Below are 25,212 nucleotides of genomic sequence, written 5' to 3' on the forward strand. Positions count from 1 at the left end.
TAATTCCATTACCTCATCATCTTCACGATGAATAATAGATTGAATCTGCGCAAAGTCAGCCAGAACTCAAATCGCTCCGCTCACCCTGCACTCCTCAACAGTGAACAACCGGGATCGCTGCGCGTTTTGGTTCTGTCTGCCGTACTTGATTCCATTACCTCATCATCTTCACGATGAATAATGGATTGAATCTGCGCAAAGTCAGCCAGAACTCAAATCGCTCCGCTCACCCTGCTCAAAAGTGAACAAACAGGTCTCTGCTTATACAATGATGTGAGTAACACTAACTCCCAGTGAAGTTAGCGAGACAACATCATGAGAATTGACTGCCAATGTTTGGCACAGCACCACACGGTGCGGCAATCAAAATGTAAAAGTGCAGGTTGGAAGCCGCTTTTTCGACGATTTATCGCTTCAAAATGCAAATGTGCATTTTGATTGAGCTAAAAAGCCCCGAACGAGCGAAATTGGGCGATTTCAAATGTACTTTTACATTTTGAAGGCTGGTTTGGGCCATTTGGGGCCAATCAGCCTGCACTTTTGCATTTTGATTACATACAGCATACAAGGCTATCAAGCTTAGGGTATCTATTGAGTTTGTGTAGGTAGAGTTGAGTAAAGTTGTTGACAAAGTTAATTTTAAATTAGGGAAGCTACAATTAAAGGATTGATTCTATATCAAGAAGGCCCCATCTACATGCAGGTTACTCAAAAACATAGGCGTAGTGGCCACGTTGTCCTCAATTGTTAATACGAGCAGCATGTGCACACAGGCCCCCCAGACAGCAAAAGGAGCCGTCTTGTCAGACGACTCCAGCTCTACTTGCCTTCCAGTTAAAGCAAGGCAGTATCATTTTATTTTCCGATATCCATTCCACTTCTATTATTTCGCAAAGATATGATTGCCAATCGTCACGATCTGCTGACGGGACCAGATCCATTTGGACGTTGCTGTTTTTGGATTAAAGTAGTACAGCGCGCCTTTGGAAGGGTCTTCGCCGCGCAACGCATCTGTAGCCGCCCGATAAGACTGCGAGTCAGGCTGCATATAATATTGGCCGTCATCGACAGCTGTAAACGCACCAGACTGCTCAATAACGCCTTCTATCGTATCCGGAAAGCCAGGAGCGCTCAATCGGTTCAATACAACCGCAGCCACTGCTACCTGTCCTTTATAGGATTCCCCTCGCGCTTCCGCGTAAATGATGCGGGCAAGCAGATTCAACTCGCGTTCATTAGCTGAAACTTTCTTCAAGCTAGACCATGTGGATTCTCCAGCGATCCCATCCTTCTTCAAGCCATAATCGGCTTGAAAGCGGCGTACGGCATCTTCGGTCAGCTTGCCATAAAATTCAGTTACGGCATCATTAGTGAAGTAGCCGAGCGTTTTCAGCCTGAATTGCAAGTCCGGCACGTCTACACCGCTATCGCCGTAGCGCAGCGTCGCAGGAGCCGCCGCTTGAACAGCCTGCAGCGGAACTGAAATAGCAATAATAAATGCAAATATATATATGATACTTTTACGCATTATGCGATTATTTATCATTTTTAATTTTCCTCCTCATAATTTTAATAATTCATATCATGAATTAATGGAATTTTAATGGATTCGGCTAACATTTTAAGAGTTTAACATATTATCTTTTATCCAGTAACCCTAAACCATAAATTACATTTATTTGCTAAAGAAGCTTCTGGAAGTGAATTTCCCGCTTCTCAATAGCTTGTTCGCATTGTCCAAGGCGGACCCAGTTGGTACAATATAGAAAGGTTTGAACAGAAGCGAGGTGCATGACCCTTGAATATTTTAAAAGTGAAAGACCGTCAAGAGCTGGACCGCAAGCTGCCGTCCATGCCGTGGTATGTAGAGAAATTCGTCAACTATAAGCTGCCCGATCTATCGCCGTCCTCCTTGCTGGAGTACGTTCGGGATTATGAGTTGTTCATGAAGTGGCTAATTGCCGAAGGGCTGTCAAACGCATCTGAAGTCAAGCAAGTCGAATTAATCGAGCTTGAACGGCTGCATATGGAGAGCATTGATAATTTCCGTATGTTTCTTGCGACCCACCCTACCCATCACAATACGAAAACGACGATCACAAGACGGCTGTCGTCCTTGCGCTCGCTTTTTCATTATTTAAGCCAAATTGCTGAGGATGATGAATTTTATCCGCTGCTTAAGCGCAACGTAATGGCTAAGGTATCGATCAAACGGACACATAAGCCGAAGGATACAGCTGCCAAGCTGGAGGGCAAGCTGCTGCAGGAGGAAGAGATCGCAGAGTTTCTGGCTTACATCGGCCATTATTATGAGCAGGATATCGCCGCTAATAAGCAAGCACTTTATTCTTATAAACTGAATCAAACCCGCGATGCTTGCATCATCAGTCTAATTCTTCATTCCGGGCTTCGCGTATCTGAGCTGGTTAATCTCAATACTGACGACATCGATGTGAAGAAGAAGCTGTGTTATGTGTACCGCAAAGGTAAAAACGATGATACGTTCAAAACGCCAGTCTACTTTAGACAGGAAGCGACGGATGATCTGAATGCCTATTTGCAAATGCGTGATACCCGCTATAAGGCGCCTAAACGTGAAAAAGCCCTCTTTCTCGCCATTGCGAATGGCAAAAAAGAAGGCTCTAGAATGACTAAACGGGCTATTCAGGAGATGGTCATTAAATATGCGAAGCGCTTCGGCAAGCCCTATCTCTCCGTACATAAGCTGCGCCATTCCTTCGCGACGGATTATTACCTCCGCAACGATATTTATATGACGCAAGAGCAATTGGGCCATGCATCACCGGAAACGACGCAAATTTATGCCCATTTGACCGATAAGACGATGGCTGAAGCGATTGACCGGATCAAAAGAAACAGCGAAGCTACTTCCTAGAGCAACGCCTGTGACATGACCGCTTCCTGCATCTGCTGCTGCGTCTGAACAAGGTTGGCATACGTGCCGCCTCTTTGCATCAGCTCGTCATGCGATCCCTGCTCGCTAATCCGGCCATCCTGCACGACCAGTATAACGTCGGCTTCCCTGATTGTAGACAGCCGATGCGCAATTATAAATGCCGTTCTGCCGCCGAGCAGCGTCTCCAGAGCTTCCTGGATATGCTGCTCGGTTTCTGTATCGACGCTGGAGGTCGCCTCATCCAGAATAAGAATGCGCGGATCAGACAGCAGCACCCGTCCAAAAGCTAACAGCTGTCGTTGTCCCACAGACAGCTTGGAGCCGCGCTCCTCTAATTCCGTATCATAGCCGTTCGGCAGCCCCGCCACGACCCGGTCGAGTCTAACGCTCTCCGCCGCTTGAATCATTTGCTCCTCGGTACTGCCATCATTTCCGTAACGCAAATTTTGCTCGATCGTTCCGGAGAAGATAAAGGAATCCTGCAATACGATACCCATCTGCTGCCGCAACGATTCCAGCGTCACATCCTTGACATCGATCCCGTCAATCCTTACCTGACCGTCGGTTGAATCATAAAACCTCATTAATAGATTGACAATCGTGCTCTTCCCCGCTCCCGTTGGCCCTACAAGCGCAACACGTTGTCCCGCCCGAACATTGAAGCTGACGTCATGGAGAACATCCGGTTTGTCTGGCGCATAACGGAAGGATACGTTCTCGAACGCGACGTCTCCGCGAACCGTGGGCAGACGCTTCGCATTGGCTGCGTTCGTCACTTCAGGATCGGTATCCAATATTTCGAATATCCGCTCGGCCGATGCCATAGCCGACAGAACCTGGCTGTATACCTTGGACAAGGCACTGAGCGGCCCCCAGAATCTCCATAAATAATTGATGAAAGCCATAATAAAACCTACAGTCAGCACATCGTCCATTACCCGGGTCGCACCAAACCAGATGACGACGCAAGTACCGATCATGCCGATCATCTCGACAAACGGATATACCATCGATTCCAGTGTGACTGCACGCATGAAGGCTTTCTTATTTCTTGTATTGATAACGCCGAATTTTTCATTGTTTTGCTGCTGCCGTGAAAAAGCTTGAATGACGCGAATGCCTTGAATCGTCTCGTTCAAATTGCCATTAATAGATGACATTGTCTGACGCGAGCGCGTCCAGGCGCCTTCAATACGCGGCCGCAATCTGCCGACGACAAAATAGAGCAAAGGCATCGTAATAAATGATAACAAGGCAAGCTGCCAATCCATCCACAGCAAAATAACGATAATACCGACCAGATGTGTAACTTCCATGACGGTCGTAATTAAACCGCCGTTAATAAGCTCTCCGATCGCATTCGTATCATTAGTAATACGGGACATGATTTTGCCGGCTGGTCTGCCGTCGAAAAAACGGAAGCTTAGCTTTTGCAAATGATCGAACAGTTGTTGACGCAAATCGAATAATATCCGCTGGCCTGTAAAATTGATATATTTGGTCCGGATCCAGTCGCAGCCCCAGCCGATCAGCTTAATAGCGAGCAGCGAAATTCCGAATATATGTATCGCTTTAAAATCGCCATTTTTGATGCCATTATCGATAAGATAAGCAAGCAGCAGCGGTTCTGCCAGACTGAGCAGCATATTAATGAGGACAACGACGACGACGAAAGATAATATTTTACGATAAGGAGTCAGATAACCGAACAGCTTGCGCATATAGCCCATGTTAAACGGCTTCTCCTCAACTTCCTCCTCATCCCACTCTACTTGACTCATCTACATTCCTCCTTATAAAGAAGCTTGCTGCTTCTGCTGCTGTTCGAACAGCTGGCGGAAAAATCCGTTGCGTTCGCTCAGCTCTCTATGCGTTCCCTGCTCGACAAGCTTGCCTTGCTCCAGCACGATAATGCGGTCCGCATGCTGAATGGATGACAGCCGCTGGGCAATGATAAACGTTGTGCGACCCTTCATGACCTCGAGCAGCGCCTCATGAATGGCAGACTCCGTAGCGGTATCTACACTTGCCGTCGCTTCGTCCAAGACGAGAATCGGCGGGTCCATAAGAATAGCCCGCGCCAGTGCAACCCGTTGTCGTTGCCCGCCGGATAGCCCTACCCCCCGCTCACCGATCAGCGTATCGTAGCCATGAGGCAGACCTTCGATAAACGAATGAATTTGCGCCTTCGCGGCCGCATGTTCGATTTGCTCTTGCGTAGCACCCGGGTATCCATAAGCAATATTGTCCCGGATCGTAGCGGAGAACAGAAACGTTTCTTGCGGTACGATGCCAATGCTCTGGCGAAGACCGTCCAGCTCATAATCTCTCACATCCGTGCCATCGATCAGTACACGGCCGCTCGACGTATCATAGAAACGAGACAGCAGACCGATTAGACTGCTCTTGCCTGAACCCGTCGCGCCAAGCACGGCTATCACTTCACCCTGATTCACTTTAAAATGGATATCTTTCAATATCGGCTCATCAGATTTGCGGTCTTGATCGGCAAAGAAGAAGCTGACACCATCGAATGTCACAACCCCCTTCATTCCTTTCGTTTCCCGTCCCGCCTCCGGCGATTCGATATCAACAGCCTCATCCAGCACTTCGAATACGCGCGGCGCCGCTTTAACCGCCTGCTGCATAATGTTGATCTGCCAGCCGAGCATATTGAGCGGCCAGATCATCCCCCATGTATACCATTGGAAAGCCATGAATGTTCCCATGGTCATCTCACCACGAGCGACGAAGATTGCACCAAGCCAGATCATGAGCACGAACGTCAAGCCGCCGAACAGACCCATAAGCGGGAATGACTTCGCCTCCAGCTTCGCGCGCTCCATATTCGTCTCGAAGTTCTGCTTGTTGCGTGCTGCGAACTTGCCTTTCTCGGAGTTCTCGGCAGCGAATGACTTCACGACGCGAATGCCGGAGATGTTCTCTTGCAGTGTAGTCGTCAGCTTCCCCATCTGCTCCCGTATGCTGGACCAGGCCGGGCCGACTTTACGATTAAAGCGCCACAAAACAAACAGAATAAGCGGAATCGTCACAGCGCTGATCAACGTCACTTGCCATTGCATCCACAGCATGAAGATAAACGTGCCGACAAAAGTCAGCAACCCCGTAAACAAGGCCATAGCGCCAAAGCCGACGAAGTTTTTAACCGCTTCAATATCGCCCGTCATTCGCGACATAAGCTGACCGGTTTGCGCTTTGTCATAATAGGTGAATGAGAGCCGCTGAAGCTTGGCATAAAGCTCCTCCCTCAGCTTAAATACAACGTTTTGCCCTACCAGCTCCTGTGAATAGCCTTGCAGGAACATCCCCACACTCTTCAGCGCTTGAACACCTGCCAGCAGCAGTGTCAGCGATACGACAACCGACATGTTTTTGACGGCAATGCCTTTATCAAATATCTCCTTCATTATCCATGGCGCAATCAAATCGAATAAGGTAGCTAGAATCATAATAATGACAGCGGCAACTACCCATCTGGCGCTTGGCCTTACATAAATCATAAGCCTCATTAGCGTCTTCAAGAGACAATCCCCCTTTCAAAATAAGCAGTAAAAAAGACCCCAAGCCGCAACGGCCCAAGGTCTTTCGAGCGTTAACGATCGTTGAACAATCCGGCATCCGCCGTTGATATTCCTTCTTCGACCGCAAACTCAAAATCTTCGATGTCATAAATCTGTACAGGCACTTCAGCTTCGATCAGTTTATCTTGAAACTCGAATTGGTCCGACAATAGCGGAACGCTTAGCTTCGAGCTGGTTAGCAGCAATTCCGTCTCAATCGGATCGAAATATTCGCCATAATGGGCATTGTCAACCGCATGAACGACCGTGAATTGAATGCGTTCATTCAGTATAAGCGGAGAGCTCTCCCGCCAAGGCAGCTGCATTGCTTTCTCAATTTTTTTGCGGTTGAGCGGATCTTCGAAAAAAGCGATCAGCTCCGCTATTTTTGACCGGACATGGGAATCATCTTCAGGGTCTTCCATAACCGGATCGGACCCGTCGCGCATATCATAAAGTTCGAGAACGGAAGAATAAGGCACGACATAGTCGATCGGACGGCTCGGAACGAGAAGATGCCCGTAGGTTGCTACCATTACTGCTTCTATTACAAATCGCCGTCGCATGCTTGCTCCTCCTTCGGTACAAACGGTTCCACATTATTATACAATAATCCATCCGGTGTACAAGATAGCCAAACGCCAAAATTTGCGTTAAATCCGCACTCCGCTGTAAAATAGGTTGGACATCTATCTGGAGGTTGACGCAATGGAACGAGAAGAAGCAATTATTATCGGGGCCGGTCCGTGCGGACTAGCAGCCGCCATTGAGCTGCAGCGAATCGGGCTGCGCCCGCTCATCATCGAGAAGAATAATATGGTACATTCGATCGCCCAATATCCCACGTATATGCATTTTTTCAGTACGGCAGACCGGCTGGAGATCGGTGACATTCCTTTCACTTCGCCCAATGAAAAGCCGTCTCGCCTTGAAGCGATCAACTATTACAGGACCGCTGCACTCCGACACGAGCTGCGGGTCCATGCTTATGAGACTGTACAACGCGTAGAACGCGGAAACGGCGGATTTGTCGTACATAGCGTTAACCGTTTCGGCGATAACTGCGAATACGCAGCCCGTTATGTCGTAATCGCAACAGGATATTTCGACCATCCGAACTACTTGGGCATTCCCGGTGAAAAGCTGGACAAAGTTAGTCACTTTTTCCGCGAATCCCATCCCTATACCGGCATGGAGGTCGCGATCATCGGCGGCAGCAACTCGGCGATCGACGCCGCTCTAGAGCTGGAGCGCGCCGGTGCCAAAGTAACCATCATCTATCGGGGCGACACCTATTCCCGCAGCATTAAGCCTTGGGTACGTCCGGGTCTGGAGAAAAAGGTCGAGAACGGCAGCATTAAGATGCTGTTCCAATCCCAAGTCGTTGAGATCGATAAGCGAAGCGTTGTCATTCAAGGATCGAACGAACGGTATTCCATCCCGAATGACTTTGTACTGGCGCTAACCGGCTTCCATCCTGACCGGGATTTCTTAATCCATTCCGGCGTAGCAATTGCGGAGGAAGGCTTCCCGTTCTTTGATGAGACGACGATGGAGACGAACGTTCCTGGCCTATATCTTGCCGGAGTCGTAGCCTCCAAGCATGAGGCAAATGAGATCTTCATTGAATCCGGACGCTATCATGGCACTAAGATTGCGAAGCATATTGTCGAGCAGTGCAATTAGCGCACCAAGCCCTTATTTATTTTTAGAAGACTTGCGGCTTGATTCATCAAGCCGCTTTTTTAATTGCTCCGCCGATTGTGCGTCCATCTCCCGCTCCCCGTATCGAACTTCCTCATAAGCCCGCACCAATGACTGCTCTTCATCTGTTGCCCGCTGCCTTTTTTGCCACGACAACAGGTCGGCAGCCGTCTCTTGCGGCGTCAAATGCGGCTGATAGGCATAGCCCTGTTCAATTTGCCCTTTAATGAGCCGCCGATACAAGTAACGAATACGATCCGCGCCAGTACGAAGCTCGCTCCAGCCCGGCTCCTTATCCGCTTTGCCCTTGCGGCCTCTGCCCCATTTCGATGAAGACATAATGCTTTCAACTTCATCGACGTATCCGCCTTCAGCTTCCCGGCTTTCATTGGTATGTGCCAGCAGCCGATCCAGCGTCTGACGAAGCAGACGGTACAAGGCGCGTCCAATAAAGAACAACACGGCACCTATTAGAATGATTGATAGAATGGTACCGGCAATCCGCAATATCGCTTCCAGCAGTAAAATAAATGCTGACGGCTCTGTCGGTTCCATCTGCATTCCAGGATCCAAAGCCGGAGGAGGCTCTGTGGACGGCTCAACTGGCTCCGTCGGACGATTCAGCCACCTCATAATCGCATCGCCGATTGCCCGGAAAGCCGATTCCAGCAGCTGCTGCAATTGACGGAACAAGCTGAACACGATCAGCACAAGTACGACAAGAGCCGTCATCCAGCGATTCTGTCTGCGAAACCCTGCAGCCGTCCTGCTTCTGAACTCGTTGCCCGCTTCATCTGAAATCAGTCTTTCATTCGTTAGAAAGAAAAATAGAATGACAGCTGCAACGCCACATACCGTCAATGCGCTCCCGTAGGGTGTAATGCTATGGAGCATCCCCTTGAAGGGCTGGATCACCACAAATGCGAAAATGCAAAAGATCATCACGGTATTCGGAAACAACCTGCTCCAGCTACTCATCATTTGGCTGATGCCTCTAAAGACAGCAAACATACTGATAAGCACCAGCATTGCAGCAAGTATAAATGCAGTACCCGCTGCGCTGTCCCCTAAATCCCATGCTGCGATAAAACCGCCGTGTACTGCTCCAACGACAATCGCCGCGAGCAGCCGGAAGATGAGCCGGTTAAACTTCAAAGCCTGTTTGAGAAATGCGCCAATTCCATAACAAAGCGGAAGTGTCAGCAGCCACAAGAGAACGGCTTGCCCCGAAAGAACATGAACGGCAATCAACAGCAGCAGCGGCAAGACGAACAACACTTCGACTCCGCCTTTGAGAATAGAAGCTATCGGTTGATTTGGAATTGAATGTAGTTGTCATCCGGATGCACCTGCCTTCGCTTCCCCGCTGCGTGTCATGTCCGACAGCATCCAGTGTACGACAGCGTTTCCATTGCTGCGCAGACGTTCAGCCTGCATATCCATCTCCGCATTCCAGTAAGCGGAAATAATGAGAATGTCCCGCTGCGAATAAGCGTAATCCGCTTCTCGCTGAAGCAGCTCTATGAACCGCTCCGTCCGTGTCAGTTCCAGTCTGGCCATCGCCTCCAGCAGCTCGATAAGCTGTCCATTGCCGCCGCGAGGCTCGAGTATGGTGCTGTCCATTCCTCCAAACATAGGCATATTGCAGCCAAAGCCTGCTTCCATGCCGGATTGAATGACGGATTGCGCAGCGCCCGCAGCCATTTCGATTCCACGCTCGATGATCGCTTCTGATGTAACGGAGCGCCACATCGCTTCGCGATCCTCCACATTCAAATAAACCATCAGCTTGCGGTCAGCCGTAAAGTCATATTGATGGACTTGAAGACGTCCCGCCCGCGCGGTCGCTTTCCAGTTAACCTGCTTATAACCGTCCCCTGTCCGGTAATCCCTGGCACCGGTAATGACGAAAGGATCTTCGATAATCCAGCGTCGAACCGAAAGCTCCCCTTGCCAGCTATGCGATGGCAGCTCGTTCACGGGAACCTCCGCGGGCCGCGGATATACGACGAGCACGCCGCCTAGCGGGATTTGCCTTGTTTGCTGTCCCATACCAAGCAGGTCGCCCCCCGTAAGCGTAACGGTCTGTAATTGATATAAACCTCTTTTGGCAGCCGTTATGCGATGTCTTCGCGTTATTTTCGTAAATGGCATGAGTGCAAAGAAGCTTTTATGATTCTGAGATAGTTGTCCGCTGCTGACATCGAGATTTTCCTGATGCTGAAAATGTAAAGATGCGGACAGCTGCGATTCCACCCGCAGCCATGGAACAGGAAGCCACTTTTCGTTCGTAAGCTGCTCAATGAGTTCAAGCTGCTCCCCGCGATAACAGCTGCGCTTCTGAAAATGCCTCGTATACCCGATGTTTCGCAAGGCATATCGGCCGAATAGCTTCGCTTGTATAAATAATACGATTATAGCCATGATCCCGAACCATAAGATGATCATCGACTTCGCCTATCGGGCCGCAATGCCGGCTTCTGCCGGAACCGCTGTTTGCCGGATAATATCTTGAACGATTTGCTGTGCATTGTGCTGCGTCCGCTGCAGCCCGCGCAGTGCAAGCCGGTGCGCTAGAACTGGTGCAGCCATTGCCTTTACGTCATCCGGCGTTACGAAATCACGTCCCCTCAATATCGCATGGACTTGAGCTGCGCGAAGCAGCGCTTGGCTTCCACGGGGACTGACGCCGATCAGCACATCGTCGCGCTTTCTCGTTTGTTCAACAATCTGCAGCATATAGAGAAGCACGTCGTCAGCGATACGCACGCTGCTGTATAGCCTTTGAGCCTCGGCAATCCGCTCTGCGCCCGTTATAGGCTCCAGCTTCTCCAGCGGGTCGCCTTCCTTGAAGCGCTTTAATATTTGAACAGCTTCTTCTGTTGTCGGATAGCCCATTTCGATTTTGAACAAGAAACGGTCCAGTTGCGCTTCCGGAAGCGGGAACGTACCCTGATGCTCCACCGGATTTTGCGTCGCGATGACCATAAACGGCTTGTCCAGTCTCTTCGTTTCGCCCTCGACACTGATCTGCCGCTCCTCCATACACTCAAGCAAGCTGGACTGTGTGCGGGGTGTTGCCCGGTTAATCTCATCGGCAAGCAGCAGATTAGTGAATAAAGGGCCTGGACGAAATTCGAAGCTGCCTTCCCTCTGATTGTAGAACTGAATGCCCGTCAGATCAGAAGGCAGCAGGTCCGGCGTGAACTGAACGCGCCGGAACTGCAGCTGCAGCGACTTTGCCATTGATTTGGCGAGCAATGTCTTGCCTGTTCCCGGCACATCTTCCAGCAATACGTGTCCGGAGGTCACGAGTGCGATGAACAACAGTTCAACCACGTTTTCTTTTCCGACGATTACTTTACCTATATTGGCTTTTAATTGTTCAGCTAATTGATTAATCGGTCCGTATGACATATAAGCAGCTCCTCTGCAGCGAATGAGTAGTAATTGGAATTAACTACGTGTAACCGATTGCATATTTGTTGGCTGCTGATTAGCCCTTCCAGCCGCTTTGCTTCCGCTGCAGCTGTTGCAGATCACGCCAATGAATCACTCGAATTTCTTGGTCAGCTATCGTTCGTTGAATCGCTTTATCACGAAACAGCTGAAATTCCATCCCCCGCTTCTCCGGCTGCCCGTGGAAGGCTAGCAGTTCATCGGTCACGAGCGACGGATGAATAATAAGCTCCGTTACACCAGGTCTAAGATTGTGCAGCAATTGCTGCATATCTGTTCGAAGCGTCTCGTACGTCTCCCCCGATTGAAGCTGGAACGGCAGTCCCGCTAAGTAATCAAGCACTACGACCCCCATTGAGTCGGCAAGCAGCCCTAACTGCCTTGCTTGCTCAGCAAGCTCCGGAGGTGCAACTTCACCTTCAGTCAGCGACAGTGATCTCGGCATCCGGAATGGCAGTCCGTATTTGGCACACACTTCGAATACTAGCGGCAAAAAATGCCGGCCAGTCGCGAGACCATATAAACTCCCCATATGATTGTCCGCGTGTGTTGGCTTCATGCCGTAGGAAAGCGCAGTCTCAATCTGGGCAACGAGTTCTTCCCGCACTTGTTCGGGGTCCGCCTGCAGCTCAAATGTCTTGCTGTCTTTCGGAAAGGAACCATCGGGGGTAACTAAAGAGGCTGTAGACGCACTTTTATTGACTGGCCCCCACCGATAGGAGTCCCACTCGCTTGTGAAAGTGAAATGGATGCCAACGTCATATTCAGGATGACTGGCACTCCACTGTGCGGCTTCCTTGAAAGCTCTGCACGGCACCATCAAGGTAGCGGAGCTGACTGCCTGTTCCTCAAGCAGCTGCTGAATGCCGGAATTAACTGATTTGCTCAAGCCGTAATCATCCGCATTAATAATGAGCAGCCGCTGATCGCTGCCATACCCAAGTGCTGTTGCGACATTCATTTCCATCCGCTCCTTCACAAGTTATTTTATTCCAATTAAAGTTACGTTTGGCGAACGAGAGTGTTAAGGAACAGCTGCTGCAGTTCCCGTTCATGCCCGCCAGTCCAACTGCAAATCCGATGACATTGTTCAATGATGCCCGCCAATACGGAAGCATCGTCCAAGCGCCCCTCAAGACGGGTTGCAAAGTGCAATAACACATCGAGCATCCTCAGTTTTATTAACGTTGGAACTGCCATCATTTCTTGTTCCGTCAGATGAAGACTGCCGCAAAAGCCATCGCAAAAGCAACGGACTTGCTCCCAGGCCAGCTGGTCTTCTTCCGCAATGAGATCAGTAATTACAACCGCAAGCTCCATCGCACGCACATCTACTGTACAAAACTCAAAATCCAGCAAGCCGACGACTTCATCGCCAATCGCCACCGCGTTGCTGAAATTAACGTCTCCGTGTATCCATTGACGAGGCAGCAGCTTCAAATGTTCCCACCCGTCCCGCGATTGCTCCCTCAGCTTCTGCAGCTCCAACAGCTTCACTTCGACCGTTTGAATTTGCGGATGCCTCTCAGCAAGCGATTTCAATACATCAGTTGTCAATTCACCATAAACCTGTTCGATTTCATAATAGGGCGAATAAGGTCCTGAATACGATACTGATACGCGGCCTAGCGCAAGCATCAGATCGGCGACTGCGCGGCCTAGCGACCGAATATGGGCCTTATTATCAGCATTTGGTCTTGAGCCTTCTATAAATATATATAGGGCGGCAAGCGTTCCGTCCGGCGACTCCGCAATCGTATCGCCATTTCGCTTGGCAACCGGTACCGGTGATTGAAACGGCTTATCAAGCTTCTGCAGCGCTTGCAGCAGCTCATGCTCCAGCCGAACCGTGCCCCGATCGCGGTGATTGTTGTATTCTCTCAATACATAACGGCGATTTCCCGCCTGAATCATTCGGGTCGTATTATTCATGCCGCTATCTCCGGGTACTATCGACCATTCTGCCTCTAGCTCGAACTGATCGATGTAGACGGCAAATCTGTCTTCTGTCAAATCATGCTGCCTCCCTATTCCGCTAATCCAATTTATTGCTATTTCTCTGCTTGTTCTTGAATCAGCTTCTCTAGACGGGCATTCAACGTCTCTCTCCAGCTGCTTGCCAGCGCATCTACCGCTAACAGTGCTTCAAGAGCGGCACGATCCCGCTTCGCAGTGTACATAACCTGGTTGGCTTCGGCAATTGTAATGCCTGACGGATGCCGCTCCAGAATAGAAAGGTTGACGCCTGCGGACACTTGCCCCTCTTCCAGCACACGGAAATAAAAACCGGTATAACCGGTGTTCTGTACCTCCGCTGTCAGAGCTGGACGATTGTGTCTGATCCCTAATTTATAGCAGGGCTGGCGTGGCTGACTCACTTGAACAGTAACTTCACCGGCTTGAATAATATCACCGATGCAAAGATCATTCTCCGACCAGCCGGAAACCGTCCAGTTTTCCCCAAACGCACCGTAAGGAAGCGCTGTAGCCAATCGCTCCTCCCAGAAGGGATAATGCGCTTCAAAGTAAGCGCATACCGCTTTGTCAGGTCCGCCATGATGCACCGTATCGGCTTGGCCGTCACCGTTCAATCCGGTTACGCTCAATTGATGGGCAGCTTGCGATGGCGTTTTGAAAATACCGGTCATTATCGGCTTACTGCCATGCAGTGCTTCTGCCGGTTTTCCGACATTCAAGGATACGATACTGCTATTTCCTGCAATCGTCAGCAATGGAAGACCTCCTTTCCGTCAACAAATTCATATCCCTATTATAATCGTATAAGGGAGAAGATGGCAAAAGAAATGGAGGCCGGCCCGCCACTATTGGAAAAGGCTGCTCATTCATTATTTAATATCATTAACAATAAATTAGATTAAGTATATCAAAGGGTTCAATGCCCGCCTTTCGACACTATTAGTATCAATCCATCACGCGCTGTCGAAATGCTATTCATCCTGTAACTTTATGCGCTTCCCCGGGAAATAGGAAATCGGAACATTTCCAATTTCCCATTACGTATTTCCCCGCCTGTAACCGCAAATTAATGAAGATGGAATTTTCGCTCAATTCGGATGATTTCACCACGCGGCCTCTTTAGACGGCTTTGCAGCTTGGCAAGATGACGCTGCCGGTATTTGCGATCTGCTGCTGCAGCCAGCCCCAACAGCAAGACGGCACCGTATAATCCCCAGTAACCGATAGCCGCGACGGACATCGCCGCTGTTATAGTCAGCCATAGAAAAGCACACCAGTATACGACTGTTCCCCAATTGCCCAGCCTCCAAGGAGCATCATGAAGCAGCTTGTGTTTGCCTTTCAGCTTAAGGAGCAAAGCAATTGGAATTGCGTAAGACACATGGAGACACAACAGCGCAAAGCTGTATAACACAAGCGGATATTGAGCGCCGCGGATCAATCCGGCAATGCTAAGCAAACCGATGCTAAGTACTGCGGCCAGCCAAACAGCTTCTTTCGGCGACTGACCTGCCGTCAGCCGTGTCCATATACGAGTGAATGGCAGCGCATTGTCACGAGCCATACAGAAGATAGACCGGGAACTTGCAGTCTGTGATCCCAAACCGCTGCACCAGAGTACGGCTGAGATCGCATAGATGATGACGGGTGAACCGCCAACTGCTTGCAGCGCCGCATTCAGAAACATCCCTCCTCCACCCTCTCCCGAAGGAAGTACAACAGGGAACACAAGCAGGATGAATAATAAGAGGACAAACCCAATAATATAGCTATATACGGTGGATAAGAAGATGGCCCAAGGAATTCGAATTCTCGGGTCATGCGTTTCTTCCGCTGCATGGGCGGCAGCATCCATCCCGATAAACAGCTTTTGAAGCAGCAGCATTCCCGCAATGAAAGGCCACAGCCCGGCATGACCGTCCAAGCTTGCATTCTGGAATGTGTAAAGAAGAACAGGTGAATAAACGCCCGGCCAGAATAAATAGGCCAAGCCAGCCAATATGGCCAGTACAACACCAATTTGCAGCCACACGCCGGACTGTTGGATTCCCGCCACTGCAGCTACTCCCCAGTGATTGGCCGCAGCCTGTGTTCCTGTCACGGCAAGCGAGAGCAAGCCGATCGTCCACCACTGGCTGTCGTATCCGAATTTAGCCGATAAAGCCTGATCCAGAACGAATGCGCAGGCCCCATTCATGAGTGCAGTCATCGCTAGGCTGCCGGCCAGCTGAAACCAGCCTGCATACCAGCCCCATACTCTTCTGCCGATGGCCGAGGCCCAGTGATAGACGCCTCCAGAGGTCGGTACAGCTGAAGCCAGTTGAGCTAATGTGGCGCTTACTGCAAGCGCAAACAGCGCAGCAATTGGCAAGCCAACGGCTGCTACTGACGGTCCCCCCTTCTGCAGGGCAGGTCCAAGAAACAATACTGAAGCGCCAATAACGCCAAGAGCGTTGAATGATAAGCCGAATGCGCCAAGCCCGCCGAATCTCCGGCGAAGCTGCTGCGCGATACCGAATAAATTCAAATCATGCTTATCCTGCTGCGCCTGAATGTACGCGGCACGGCCGGTCATACTCCTATGATGGGATGCCCGGATGCTTTGCTGCGCCTTGAATGCAATAGCCATTGCAAGCGCGCATACGATCACAAACAGCAGCATGCCTAGCCATACGAAAACCATCGCAACACCCCCATGCGACTAATGTATGAGTCTGCTTCAGTGTTCATGTTCAGACGAGGGCTGCTAACGAAAAAGCTTCGCATCATCCACTGATGCGAAGCCAGATAAAGCTTGCTATTAGAGCTGCTATGAACCACATCGCATGAATAAGCAGCCTGTACCACCGTTCTTTAGCCGTTGGCAGCTTGCGCAGCACGGTAACATTAACCACGATCAGCGACAACAAAAAGACGAGTAAGATGGCGATGCCTTCAATACGCTGAATTCCGGTTGGCGGTGACATAAAGCCGTAGATCAGCACAATGCCTCCGACCAGAACGTACGGAAACATAAGGCCCAGCAGTACGTTCAGAATGATTCCGAGCCAAGAAAGTTTGCTCAAGCGGACCAGCCCCTTTGCAATGTGGCATTATAGGCGGTCCGGTAGAATCCGATCCTTTAGTTGTTCTGCACCATTGGACCAAGCGGACCGTTCTCATCGATGATGTCCTGAATCTCGTATACCGATATCGGAAAATACGGAAAACCGTAAGCGTAAGGCGTTAACTCGTACAATGCAAAAAAAATAACGAGCGCACGATCGGCGATATAAAAGTCCTGATCCGCCCGGATTGACTTAAACGGTTCCAGCGTACTGATATCTCTCGCTGCTATTTGCCCTTTTACCAGTTCAGACAACCGGCTAACATAAGCGCTTCCCGGCTTAAACAGCTCGCTGAGCTTATAGGAATGACCCGTCGATACGCGGAATGTCAGCGGCTTCTGCAGGGTCAAGCCATGCGCACCGCCAGTATAAGCATAATTGTACAGCGACAGGCTTAATATATCTTTCTCGTTGGTCTTTACTTCATAAAAGCCTTGCATCTCAGACCGGGGATCATCCAGCGAGCCCTGATCGGCAACCAGCTGTTGAGCGCCAAGCCGAATCGTTTCGTTAATTTGCTTCGTCGCTGCTTCATTGGGTCCGCCGCTCACGTAAGGGAGCCATAATACTGCTTTTGGAAAAGCGGCCCGTGAAGATTGTACGACTACCGGAGATTGAAATGCCATTCATTCGACACCTGCCCCATTTAAGTAGATGGTGTATTCTATGCGGCAGATGTCAAAGCTCATGCCATGCAATTGGCAAATTACAGCATCATTTTCTCCCGTTCGGTCAGCCGCCTGCCTCTAATGTCGAGTACAAGCTCCCCGTTATTCAAACCAAGTATCCGGTCGGCATATCGTTCGGCCCAATCTCCCTGATGCATGACCGCAATGACGATAACGCCCTGCTCCTGGCAAAGTCGCTTCAAATCGCCAAGAACGCGGTCCGCTGTATGCGGATCAAGGCCGGCCACCGGCTCGTCTGCTGCGATTACCTTCGCTCCATGGACTAGCGCCCGGGCAATGGCGATACGCTGGCGTTCGCCGCCGCTCATTTTTTGCGCTTGCTGATGTGCTTTATCCAGAAGTCCCAGCTTTTCAATCGTATCCATTGCACCCATATAGTCATCGTTGCGCATCATGCCTGTCCACCTGCGCCATGCGGGCGTTTGAGTTACAGAACCGATAATGACGTTTTTTAGTCCCGTTTTCGTTTGAAACAGCTGAGGCTTTTCTTCCAGGTAAGCGATTTCACGCTTTACCTTCATTTTCCCCGTGAAACCTTGCTTCAATACGTCCACACCGTCAAAACGATAGGTTCCGCTCGTCCATTTTTCCTGCAGAGCCAGACACTTCAACAGCATGGACTTGCCGCTGCCGCTCGCTCCTTTTATGGCAATAAATTGGCCGGGATAAGCCTCGAAGCTGATCTTATTCAGCACTTTAGGTCCTCCCGGTATTACTTTGGAAAGATTAATTATATTTATCATTCGTTCGCGCCCCTCCGTCACTCACAAGCTGAGTCTATAAATCTAGTTTAAGGGAAACAAAAAATAGTTTCCACCCGAACAAATGTTTGCTATAATGGAAACAGAACAAATGTTCTGTTCGTGTGAATCGTCCAATTGATTACTAAGGAGGCTGGATCACCATGAAGAGCACTTGCGAGAACTTTCGGTATGAGGAAAAAGTTTGGCCGCGTCGGGACTTGACTTTCAAGTTCTATTCGGACGGAAAGTTAACGATTATCGACAACCGCTCGGAGGAGGTGATCTCGCCCAAAGACTTGAAAGGCGACAGCCTTGACTTCTATATCCGCCGCCGCATTATTTTTATTAAGAACCAATTAACTGCTTCACAAGTGAAATATGCCTGAACGGAGGCGGTTGCCGTCTTTCGCCGCCCCCGCTGCGGTCATTACGGCAACTGCTTGTTTATTCCGTTAAGGCTGGGAGGCCGGTTAGCCGATTTATTGAGCTTTGTGCTGGCTGCTTCTTCTTTGTAGCTCGATTGGTTACGCTGGTTCTCTTTTTTATCACTTTTATTGAATGGCATCATCTTCACCTCCATCACTCATTATGAGGATGAATGACATATTTTATGTAATCGAATCATCCGGTTTCATTTGACGAAACCCTTCCTTTAGGGTAGATTGTTGATACGACAATCACTGTCATAAAGGAGCCGTGCTACAAGATGAAGCAGCATATATTCTTCGATTTGGATGATACGCTTATCCATTGCAACAAATACTTCTACCTCGTTATTGATCAGTTTGTCGATGCGCTATCGACTTGGTTCCAAGGGCATGGGGGCGTCAACGCCGAGGCCATCCGGGCGAAGCAGATCGAGATCGATATTGCAGGTATTTCTGTATTTGGATTTAAAAGCGAGCATTTCCCTCAATCTTTCGTAGATACTTACGTTCATTTCAGCAATACAACCGGACGCAAGCGTTCCGCCAAAGAACAAGATTTTTTATGGAAGCTGGGACTAAGTGTTTACGAACATGACACCGAGCCTTATCCGAATATGCAAGAGACGTTGGATTCCCTTGCAGGAAGCGGTCATGAGCTTCATTTATATACAGGCGGAGAAATCGTCATTCAACGCCGTAAAATCGAAAAAATGCAGCTGGAGAGCTACTTTGGCCCGCGAATTTATATTCGGCAGCATAAAAACAGCGAGGCGCTTGAGCATATATTGGCGGATGGCGATTTTGACCGCGCACATACCTGGATGATCGGCAATTCCATTCGTACTGATGTCGTCCCTGCCCTAACAGCAGGCATTCACGCCATTCATATGAAGACGGAGTCGGAATGGCATTACAACGTTGTTCAGATTGATGTCCAGCCGAAGGGCGCTTTCCTTACACTGGACAAGCTTGTCGAAGTACCAACCGCTATTGAAGGCTATATCTCCCGCCAGACATAAACAAAGAACCGATCGAGGACCACAATCCCGAATCGGTTCTTTGTTTATTAGGACTACTTTTCGTTCGACTGCTGGACAACCGTTCCATTATTTCGGTCGGTTAATACCAGTCTCCCCTTTATGCTTTCACCATTAGCTTGCTTGAAAGCAAGCACGCTGGTCGAACCTTTCTCCAGCAAGGATCTCACCATCGTGAGGGACACGGATTTACCTTGCTGATCCTTCCAGATCACAAATTTGCACCCTTCGCGATATGAGCTGCAGCCGTAGCCGCGATTGCCTTCAATAATCGTGCCGCCGCAGCCCTCTCTCGGACATGAGCCAACCGCCGTTCGGCTAGCAGGCGCTGCCGACGTTGTCTTCTTGGCAGTTGCCGAAGAAGCAGCCGACGCTGCTCTAGTTGTTCTGGAGCTGCCCTCACCCTTAGTCCCTCTCGAGCTTTGACTGGACCTGCTGCCGCCACTGCGCTCCTTGGCACCTCGCTTGCCGCTGCCCGCCGAAGTGCGCTCCTCGAATGTACCAGGAGCTGCAGGAGGCTGCTGCCGTACCTTATCCACGACCATCGTCGCAAACTGCTTAACTTTAGCAATGAACTGGTCGTCGGAAGCTTCGCCTTTGGAAATTTGGTGAAGACGCTGCTCCCATCTGCCTGTCATTTCTGGAGAAGCAAGAAGCTCAACGCCGGCACCACGGATTAGTTCAATCGCGGCGCAGCCTTTAGGCGTGATATCCAGACGTTTGCCAGCTAAATGAATGTAGCCGACATACTTTAATCTCTCGATCGTTGCTGCCCTTGTCGCTGGTGTCCCGAGACCGGTATCTCTCATTGCTTCGCGCAGCTCGTCATCCTCCATCGACTTGCCCGCACCTTCCATCGCTTTCAGCAGTGTACCTTCCGTAAAAGCCTTTGGCGGCTGTGTTTCTTTTTCCGTCGCTTCCGCCTTCACGCAATGAACAGGCTTCTCCGGCTTCAGTATGAAGGGCTGGTCCGTCTCCAGCTCCTCTTCGTCTGCTCCGGATGAGTCGTCGTTTCCTTTACGCTTGCTTTTGCGGTTGGATGAGGCGGCATCCTGCTGCTGCACGACTTTCCAGCCCGGCTCCAGCTGCTCCTTCGCCTTGGTGCGGAAAGTTTCTCCCTCTACCAAGGTCATTACCGTATGGTTCTTATATACCGCAGGCGGATAGTAATGAGATAGAAACCGCCTTACGATCATATCGTAAATATTTTGCTCCTCCTGGCTCAGCCCGGAAGCCCGCTTGGGCGTTGGCATAATGGCGTGGTGATCTTCAACCTTAGACGGATTGCATACCGCTTTATTGCCCTTATGCACTCGGCTGCGATCCGCTCCCCCTGCCAGCTCTTTATACGTTTCTGTGCCTTGAAGCATAGAAAGCACCTTCTGCATGACCGGAAGATTCTCTTCTGTCACATAGTTGGAATTCGTTCTCGGGTAAGAGATGACCTTATGCTTCTCGTAAAGAGCTTGTGCGATATCCAGTGTTTTCTTGGCAGAGTAACCATGTTTGCCGTTCGCTTCCCGTTGAAGCAGCGTCAAATCGTACAACCGGCAAGGATACTCCTTCGACTCTGCCACTTGATAATCGGCAATAACACCAGGCTTGTCCTTTGTCTTCGCTGCCAATGCCTCCGCTTTTTCTTTAACCGTCAACCGATCCCCTTGCCAGATACCGGAATAGAGGAAGCCTTCTTGATCGAATGAAGCTTTCACGACGAAATACGTATCCGACTTAAAGGCGGTAATTTCCTTATGACGGTCATAAAGCAGCGCCAGTACCGGCGTCTGAACGCGGCCAACCGACAACAACGCCTTGTGGCGAATCGTAAACGCTCTAGAGGCGTTCATTCCGATCAGCCAATCTGCTTCACTTCGTGCCCGCGCTGCTTTCGTCAGCGGCTCGTAATCGTAGTCGCTGCGCAGCGAATCGAAGCCTTTACGGATCGTCTCAGGTGTCAAATCCGAAATCCATAACCGGTCAGTCGGCTGCGACAGCTTCAAATATTGACGGATATAGTGGAAAATAAGCTGGCCTTCACGCCCCGCATCGCAGGCGTTAACCAGCTTGCCGCATCGCTTTGCCAGCTCGCCAATCTGCTTTAATTGATCCTTCGTCCGTGGGTTCGGCCACAGCTTGAAGGACTGGGGAATGATTGGCAAGTCCTGGTCAGTCCATTTCTTATAACGGGCGTCATATTGATCAGGTTCGGCCAATGCAACCAAGTGACCGATCGCCCACGTAATGATATAGCGTTCGCCCTCCAGGTACGTTCTGCGGTTGGCTGCTTTCGGTTCAATAACCGATGCAATCGTCCGGCCCATATCCGGTTTCTCTGCTATGATTAACGTTTTCAATCCATCGCCTCTTTACTTTGGCTTGGCGTCTCCAAGTGACGCTTCATCGTTCCAAAAATCGTTCGGACCCCTTTGGACCAGCCCGGATCCTCCGCATATTTGCGATTGATCCATGTGAACGGGTCGACATCCGCGGGACGTCCTTTACTTAAATTAAATATCGTTCTAGCGGCAATCGTTGCCGAATCATCAATGGTTGTATTATACTCCTGCCAGCTATGAAACACATTAAAGGGATTATTGGCAATTTGCTTCGCCTGTTTATTCGTTGTCGGAACGAACGCTTGCTCTTGTCCCGTTATAGCGAACAGAATTAGCGGATGAATATCAAATTGCTCAGCTGCCGTAATAATGGCCCCCAAATAGGGCTGCTCCGCCAGCACGGACGATTTTCCTTTTAAATATACCGCGAGCTTCTTCTGATCTACTTCGGTGTAACGAAGCTCCGCTGGCAAGCCGTCTATCACCGGCTTGACTAAGGGTACTGCAGGCTCGCTAGGCTGCTCGGCTGTTTTGCCAGCCGATCTGCTGGATGCAGCCGACCATCCATAGGCCAAGGTAGCACCAAAAAGCAGCAGGCAAAGCAAAGCGTAGACGGCTGGCCGAATACGAGTGGCCGGCATCAGCTTTTTATTTGGCATAGGAAGATTAATAACTTCTGCCAACGCGCCGGAGCCGGATTGTACGGACAAAGCTTCCATATCGCCCAACATCGACTTGAGACGTTCCCAAGCGACATGGCTTCGACGGCCATGCAAAGGCTCCGGGGAGGCCAGCTCGTCCATTAACGAGTCGAACCTATCTGGAGACAGGCTAGCGCTCGCCTGCTGCTCAATCCATTTCCGAAGAGGCTCCCGTACGGAAGCCTCTTCCCGATTCAAGTTCAAGCAAGCTTCAAATATATCATCCGTGCGTACCGGCATTTGCCGTTCAACGACAATTTGACGTATCAAAGAAGCCGTCAGGCTCCGTTTCACCTCATCATCGAACGCCGGCAGCTGTCTATGTATCGTGCGATTTATGGCGTCGGCGATAATCTCCGCCTTTTTCTCCTGCGGCATTGCAGCATATTTATGCTGTACGTAACGTCTGATGCTGCTCACATCCGAGGGCGACAATACGTAGTCTTTCTCGGCAGTCATGACGAATCGCTCCTTCACGTCATCTCATACCGATTTTACCACAACTTTCCTTACATTGGGGTAGATAGATTTGCAATCTGAAGCTGGATTTCAGCACTTTGGATAAATGTCCGTATTTGTTCTTTCTCGAATGTCGTAAACTGATATTCGCAATCGATATCTTCATCCTGCGGTACGATTTGTGCGATAGCGCCGCTCAGCGTCGTAATTACCAGCCCGCTCAAATCGATCAAATCATCGGGTGCAGGCGTACCCTCGTCCAGTTCGAAACGAAGCGTGATGTCAATCCACTGGCCGCCGTCCCTTTTCTCCATCGATACGTCATACGTTTTAAATTTCAATTCGGTCACACGGTCTAAACCATACTTAATCATGAATGAATAGCCTCCTGTTTCCCTTACAGCAACAAAAAGCGCCCGAAGGCGCTTCTTATCATTTCATGCTATTAATTATACTAATGCAGGTTCACGATTAAGGCAACTGGCTGGAGCCCATTAAATATTTGTCAACCTCGCGAGCCGCTTCACGACCCTCGTTAATCGCCCAGACGACCAAGCTTTGGCCGCGGCGCATATCGCCTGCTGCAAACACTTTGTCCACGTTCGTCGTGTATTTGCCATATGCGGCTTTTACGTTCGAACGGCGGTCTTGATCCAGGCCAAGCTGATTAATCAGCGTGTTCTCAGGACCCTCGAAGCCAACAGCGATAAATACGAGATCAGCAGGCCATACTTTTTCAGTACCTGGAATCTCTTTATAAATTTTGCGGCCGGTTTCATCGACCGTACGCTCGATTTGAACCGTGTGCAGTTCTTTCAAAACGCCATTCTCGCCAACGAACTTCTTAGTCAGCACCGAGAACGCACGCGGATCTTCGCCGTACAGCGCTTTGGCTTCTTCTTGTGCATAATCCAGCGTGTACACGTTCGGGAATTGCGGCCACGGGTTATTCACTCTGTCACGCTCTAGCGGAGCTTTAGCATGCGTACCGAATTGCGTGATCGATTTGCAGCCATGACGCAGAGCTGTAGCAACACAGTCTGTACCGGTGTCGCCGCCGCCGATTACGATAACATGCTTGTCTTTCGCCGAAATATAGTTGCCGTCCTCCAGATTGGAGTCCAGATAGCTCTTAATTGTACCGTTCAAATAATCCATTGCCAGGTGAACGCCTTGCAGGTCACGGCCTTCGATATCCACTTCACGCGCTTTCGTTGCGCCCCCGCAAAGTACAACAGCATCGAACTGCTCTTTCAATTCTGTCGCTGTAATGTCTTTGCCGATTTCGGTATTCGTTACAAAGTCAACGCCTTCTTCTGCCATCAAATCTACGCGGCGTTGAACAACTTTTTTGTCCAGCTTCATCGTTGGAATACCATAAGTCAGCAATCCGCCGATACGGTCTGCACGCTCATACACCGTTACGGAGTGGCCTGCTTTGTTCAGTTGAGCCGCGCAAGCCATGCCTGCAGGACCAGAGCCAACGACAGCTACACGTTTGCCTGTACGCATTTTTTGGAGGCTGCGGAACGACCCAGCCCTCATCAAAACCGCGATCGATAATCGCTTGCTCGATCGTCTTAATCGTAACGGCATCTCCGATCAGACCAACTGTACATGAGCCCTCACACGGAGCCGGACATACACGGCCGGTGAACTCTGGGAAATTATTCGTTTTGTGCAATCGGTCGAGCGCTTCACGCCACAAGCCGCGATAGATTAGATTATTCCATTCCGGGATTAGGTTATTAACTGGGCATCCGGAGGTTGAGCCAGCGAGCTCCATACCTGTATGGCAGTATGGCGTACCGCAATCCATGCAGCGCGCGCCTTGCGTCCGGAGCTGCTCATTCGACATATGCTTATGAAATTCATCCCAATCCTTGATCCGTTCCAGCGGATCGCGGTCAACCGGGAGCTCGCGCTTATATTCCATAAATCCTGTAGGTGTAGACATGCTCGCATTTCCTCCATCCGTTATTCCCTTAGCTATGCGGTTTTCTCTCTCAAACTATATCGGGAATACGATTATTATTCAACAGCAATTTGATTCCTAGTGTTTCTAAAAATCGTA

Annotated in this window: 22 protein-coding genes and 1 pseudogene; 4 read left to right on the plus strand and 19 right to left on the minus strand. The window is 50.0% G+C overall.

What is annotated here, in order from left to right; all coding sequences use genetic code 11:
* Positions 1-883: 883 nt before the first annotated feature.
* Positions 884-1,546 carry a spore cortex-lytic enzyme gene (gene sleB, locus TY10_RS06460; RefSeq protein WP_238327481.1) on the minus strand — a complete coding sequence of 221 codons (663 nt, stop codon included), beginning with the start codon at positions 1,544-1,546 and terminating at the stop codon, positions 884-886.
* A gap of 252 nt (positions 1,547-1,798) precedes the next feature.
* On the opposite strand from sleB, the gene xerS reads away from it, so the two are divergent.
* On the plus strand, positions 1,799-2,896 hold the full coding sequence (gene xerS, locus TY10_RS06465) for a tyrosine recombinase XerS (protein ID WP_042161785.1): 1,098 nt from the start codon (positions 1,799-1,801) through the stop codon (positions 2,894-2,896).
* Here xerS and TY10_RS06470 read toward each other — a convergent pair.
* The 3 genes from TY10_RS06470 to TY10_RS06480 form a co-directional block, all read right to left on the minus strand.
* On the minus strand, positions 2,893-4,698 hold the full coding sequence (locus TY10_RS06470) for an ABC transporter ATP-binding protein (protein WP_042161787.1): 1,806 nt from the start codon (positions 4,696-4,698) through the stop codon (positions 2,893-2,895). The genes xerS and TY10_RS06470 overlap by 4 nt on opposite strands.
* Positions 4,699-4,710: 12 nt before the next feature.
* Positions 4,711-6,459, minus strand: coding sequence for an ABC transporter ATP-binding protein (locus TY10_RS06475; protein ID WP_052350405.1), 1,749 nt, complete (start codon positions 6,457-6,459; stop codon positions 4,711-4,713).
* 71 nt (positions 6,460-6,530) lie between these two features.
* The gene (locus tag TY10_RS06480) at positions 6,531-7,064 is read right to left on the minus strand and encodes a hypothetical protein (protein ID WP_042161789.1); all 534 of its coding nucleotides are present in this window, start codon (positions 7,062-7,064) and stop codon (positions 6,531-6,533) included.
* A gap of 142 nt (positions 7,065-7,206) precedes the next feature.
* On the opposite strand from TY10_RS06480, the gene TY10_RS06485 reads away from it, so the two are divergent.
* Complete coding sequence (locus TY10_RS06485; protein ID WP_042161790.1) at positions 7,207-8,184, plus strand: YpdA family putative bacillithiol disulfide reductase; 978 nt, start codon at positions 7,207-7,209, stop codon at positions 8,182-8,184.
* 12 nt (positions 8,185-8,196) lie between these two features.
* Here the strand turns inward: TY10_RS06485 and TY10_RS06490 are convergent, their stop codons facing one another.
* The 10 genes from TY10_RS06490 to TY10_RS06535 form a co-directional block, all read right to left on the minus strand.
* On the minus strand, positions 8,197-9,480 hold the full coding sequence (locus TY10_RS06490; protein WP_042161793.1) for a DUF4129 domain-containing protein: 1,284 nt from the start codon (positions 9,478-9,480) through the stop codon (positions 8,197-8,199).
* A gap of 57 nt (positions 9,481-9,537) precedes the next feature.
* Positions 9,538-10,650, minus strand: a complete 1,113-nt coding sequence (locus TY10_RS06495) for a DUF58 domain-containing protein (RefSeq protein ID WP_042161794.1) — start codon at positions 10,648-10,650, stop codon at positions 9,538-9,540.
* A 9-nt stretch (positions 10,651-10,659) separates the two neighbouring features.
* Positions 10,660-11,619, minus strand: coding sequence for an AAA family ATPase (locus tag TY10_RS06500; RefSeq protein WP_042161796.1), 960 nt, complete (start codon positions 11,617-11,619; stop codon positions 10,660-10,662).
* 79 nt (positions 11,620-11,698) lie between these two features.
* Positions 11,699-12,622, minus strand: coding sequence for a polysaccharide deacetylase family protein (locus tag TY10_RS06505; protein WP_042161798.1), 924 nt, complete (start codon positions 12,620-12,622; stop codon positions 11,699-11,701).
* A gap of 41 nt (positions 12,623-12,663) precedes the next feature.
* Positions 12,664-13,674, minus strand: coding sequence for a phosphotransferase (locus tag TY10_RS06510; RefSeq protein ID WP_042161800.1), 1,011 nt, complete (start codon positions 13,672-13,674; stop codon positions 12,664-12,666).
* A 38-nt stretch (positions 13,675-13,712) separates the two neighbouring features.
* Positions 13,713-14,393: an MOSC domain-containing protein gene (locus tag TY10_RS06515; protein ID WP_238327482.1), complete on the minus strand. Its 681-nt coding sequence runs from the start codon at positions 14,391-14,393 to the stop codon at positions 13,713-13,715.
* Positions 14,394-14,704: 311 nt separating this feature from the next.
* A complete protein-coding gene (locus TY10_RS06520) occupies positions 14,705-16,321 on the minus strand; it encodes an amino acid permease (protein WP_042161802.1) in 1,617 nt (538 codons plus the stop codon).
* 82 nt (positions 16,322-16,403) lie between these two features.
* Complete coding sequence (locus TY10_RS06525) at positions 16,404-16,703, minus strand: hypothetical protein (protein WP_042161804.1); 300 nt, start codon at positions 16,701-16,703, stop codon at positions 16,404-16,406.
* Positions 16,704-16,759: 56 nt separating this feature from the next.
* On the minus strand, positions 16,760-17,371 hold the full coding sequence (locus tag TY10_RS06530) for a DUF3298 and DUF4163 domain-containing protein (RefSeq protein WP_042161806.1): 612 nt from the start codon (positions 17,369-17,371) through the stop codon (positions 16,760-16,762).
* Positions 17,372-17,451: 80 nt separating this feature from the next.
* Complete coding sequence (locus TY10_RS06535; RefSeq protein WP_042161808.1) at positions 17,452-18,177, minus strand: phosphonate ABC transporter ATP-binding protein; 726 nt, start codon at positions 18,175-18,177, stop codon at positions 17,452-17,454.
* A gap of 161 nt (positions 18,178-18,338) precedes the next feature.
* On the opposite strand from TY10_RS06535, the gene TY10_RS06540 reads away from it, so the two are divergent.
* Positions 18,339-18,563, plus strand: a complete 225-nt coding sequence (locus TY10_RS06540) for a hypothetical protein (RefSeq protein ID WP_042161810.1) — start codon at positions 18,339-18,341, stop codon at positions 18,561-18,563.
* A 41-nt stretch (positions 18,564-18,604) separates the two neighbouring features.
* On the opposite strand, the gene TY10_RS30305 is transcribed toward TY10_RS06540, so the two are convergent.
* Complete coding sequence (locus TY10_RS30305) at positions 18,605-18,745, minus strand: hypothetical protein (RefSeq protein ID WP_155985737.1); 141 nt, start codon at positions 18,743-18,745, stop codon at positions 18,605-18,607.
* Positions 18,746-18,883: 138 nt separating this feature from the next.
* On the opposite strand from TY10_RS30305, the gene TY10_RS06545 reads away from it, so the two are divergent.
* Positions 18,884-19,624, plus strand: coding sequence for an HAD family hydrolase (locus TY10_RS06545; protein ID WP_042161813.1), 741 nt, complete (start codon positions 18,884-18,886; stop codon positions 19,622-19,624).
* A 53-nt stretch (positions 19,625-19,677) separates the two neighbouring features.
* On the opposite strand, the gene TY10_RS06550 is transcribed toward TY10_RS06545, so the two are convergent.
* From TY10_RS06550 to TY10_RS06565, 4 genes and pseudogenes are all read right to left on the minus strand, one after another.
* Positions 19,678-21,996 (minus strand): type IA DNA topoisomerase, encoded by a 2,319-nt coding sequence (locus tag TY10_RS06550; RefSeq protein ID WP_042161815.1) that lies wholly within the window; start codon positions 21,994-21,996, stop codon positions 19,678-19,680.
* Positions 21,993-23,138 (minus strand): hypothetical protein, encoded by a 1,146-nt coding sequence (locus TY10_RS28710; RefSeq protein WP_052350406.1) that lies wholly within the window; start codon positions 23,136-23,138, stop codon positions 21,993-21,995. The genes TY10_RS06550 and TY10_RS28710 overlap by 4 nt, the downstream gene beginning before the upstream one ends.
* Positions 23,139-23,188: 50 nt before the next feature.
* Positions 23,189-23,512 carry a hypothetical protein gene (locus tag TY10_RS06560; RefSeq protein WP_042161817.1) on the minus strand — a complete coding sequence of 108 codons (324 nt, stop codon included), beginning with the start codon at positions 23,510-23,512 and terminating at the stop codon, positions 23,189-23,191.
* A gap of 97 nt (positions 23,513-23,609) precedes the next feature.
* Positions 23,610-25,095, minus strand: a pseudogene (locus TY10_RS06565) (glutamate synthase subunit beta).
* Positions 25,096-25,212: the final 117 nt, after the last annotated feature.

The sequence above is a fragment of the Paenibacillus gorillae genome (assembly GCF_000513275.1).
GTDB classification, from domain to species: Bacteria; Bacillota; Bacilli; order Paenibacillales; family Paenibacillaceae; genus Pristimantibacillus; species Pristimantibacillus gorillae.

Coding starts and splice junctions, on each gene's coding strand:
- sleB (WP_238327481.1), bottom strand. CDS start 1,546: ATGATAAATAATCGCATAATGCGTAAAAGTATCATATATATATTTGCA.
- TY10_RS06480 (WP_042161789.1), bottom strand. CDS start 7,064: ATGCGACGGCGATTTGTAATAGAAGCAGTAATGGTAGCAACCTACGGG.
- TY10_RS06560 (WP_042161817.1), bottom strand. CDS start 23,512: ATGATTAAGTATGGTTTAGACCGTGTGACCGAATTGAAATTTAAAACG.
- TY10_RS30305 (WP_155985737.1), bottom strand. CDS start 18,745: ATGATGCCATTCAATAAAAGTGATAAAAAAGAGAACCAGCGTAACCAA.
- TY10_RS06535 (WP_042161808.1), bottom strand. CDS start 18,177: ATGATAAATATAATTAATCTTTCCAAAGTAATACCGGGAGGACCTAAA.
- TY10_RS06505 (WP_042161798.1), bottom strand. CDS start 12,622: ATGAATGTCGCAACAGCACTTGGGTATGGCAGCGATCAGCGGCTGCTC.
- TY10_RS06520 (WP_042161802.1), bottom strand. CDS start 16,321: ATGGTTTTCGTATGGCTAGGCATGCTGCTGTTTGTGATCGTATGCGCG.
- TY10_RS06530 (WP_042161806.1), bottom strand. CDS start 17,371: ATGGCATTTCAATCTCCGGTAGTCGTACAATCTTCACGGGCCGCTTTT.
- TY10_RS06470 (WP_042161787.1), bottom strand. CDS start 4,698: ATGAGTCAAGTAGAGTGGGATGAGGAGGAAGTTGAGGAGAAGCCGTTT.
- TY10_RS06485 (WP_042161790.1), top strand. CDS start 7,207: ATGGAACGAGAAGAAGCAATTATTATCGGGGCCGGTCCGTGCGGACTA.
- TY10_RS06545 (WP_042161813.1), top strand. CDS start 18,884: ATGAAGCAGCATATATTCTTCGATTTGGATGATACGCTTATCCATTGC.
- TY10_RS28710 (WP_052350406.1), bottom strand. CDS start 23,138: ATGACTGCCGAGAAAGACTACGTATTGTCGCCCTCGGATGTGAGCAGC.
- TY10_RS06540 (WP_042161810.1), top strand. CDS start 18,339: ATGAAGAGCACTTGCGAGAACTTTCGGTATGAGGAAAAAGTTTGGCCG.
- TY10_RS06500 (WP_042161796.1), bottom strand. CDS start 11,619: ATGTCATACGGACCGATTAATCAATTAGCTGAACAATTAAAAGCCAAT.
- TY10_RS06495 (WP_042161794.1), bottom strand. CDS start 10,650: ATGATCATCTTATGGTTCGGGATCATGGCTATAATCGTATTATTTATA.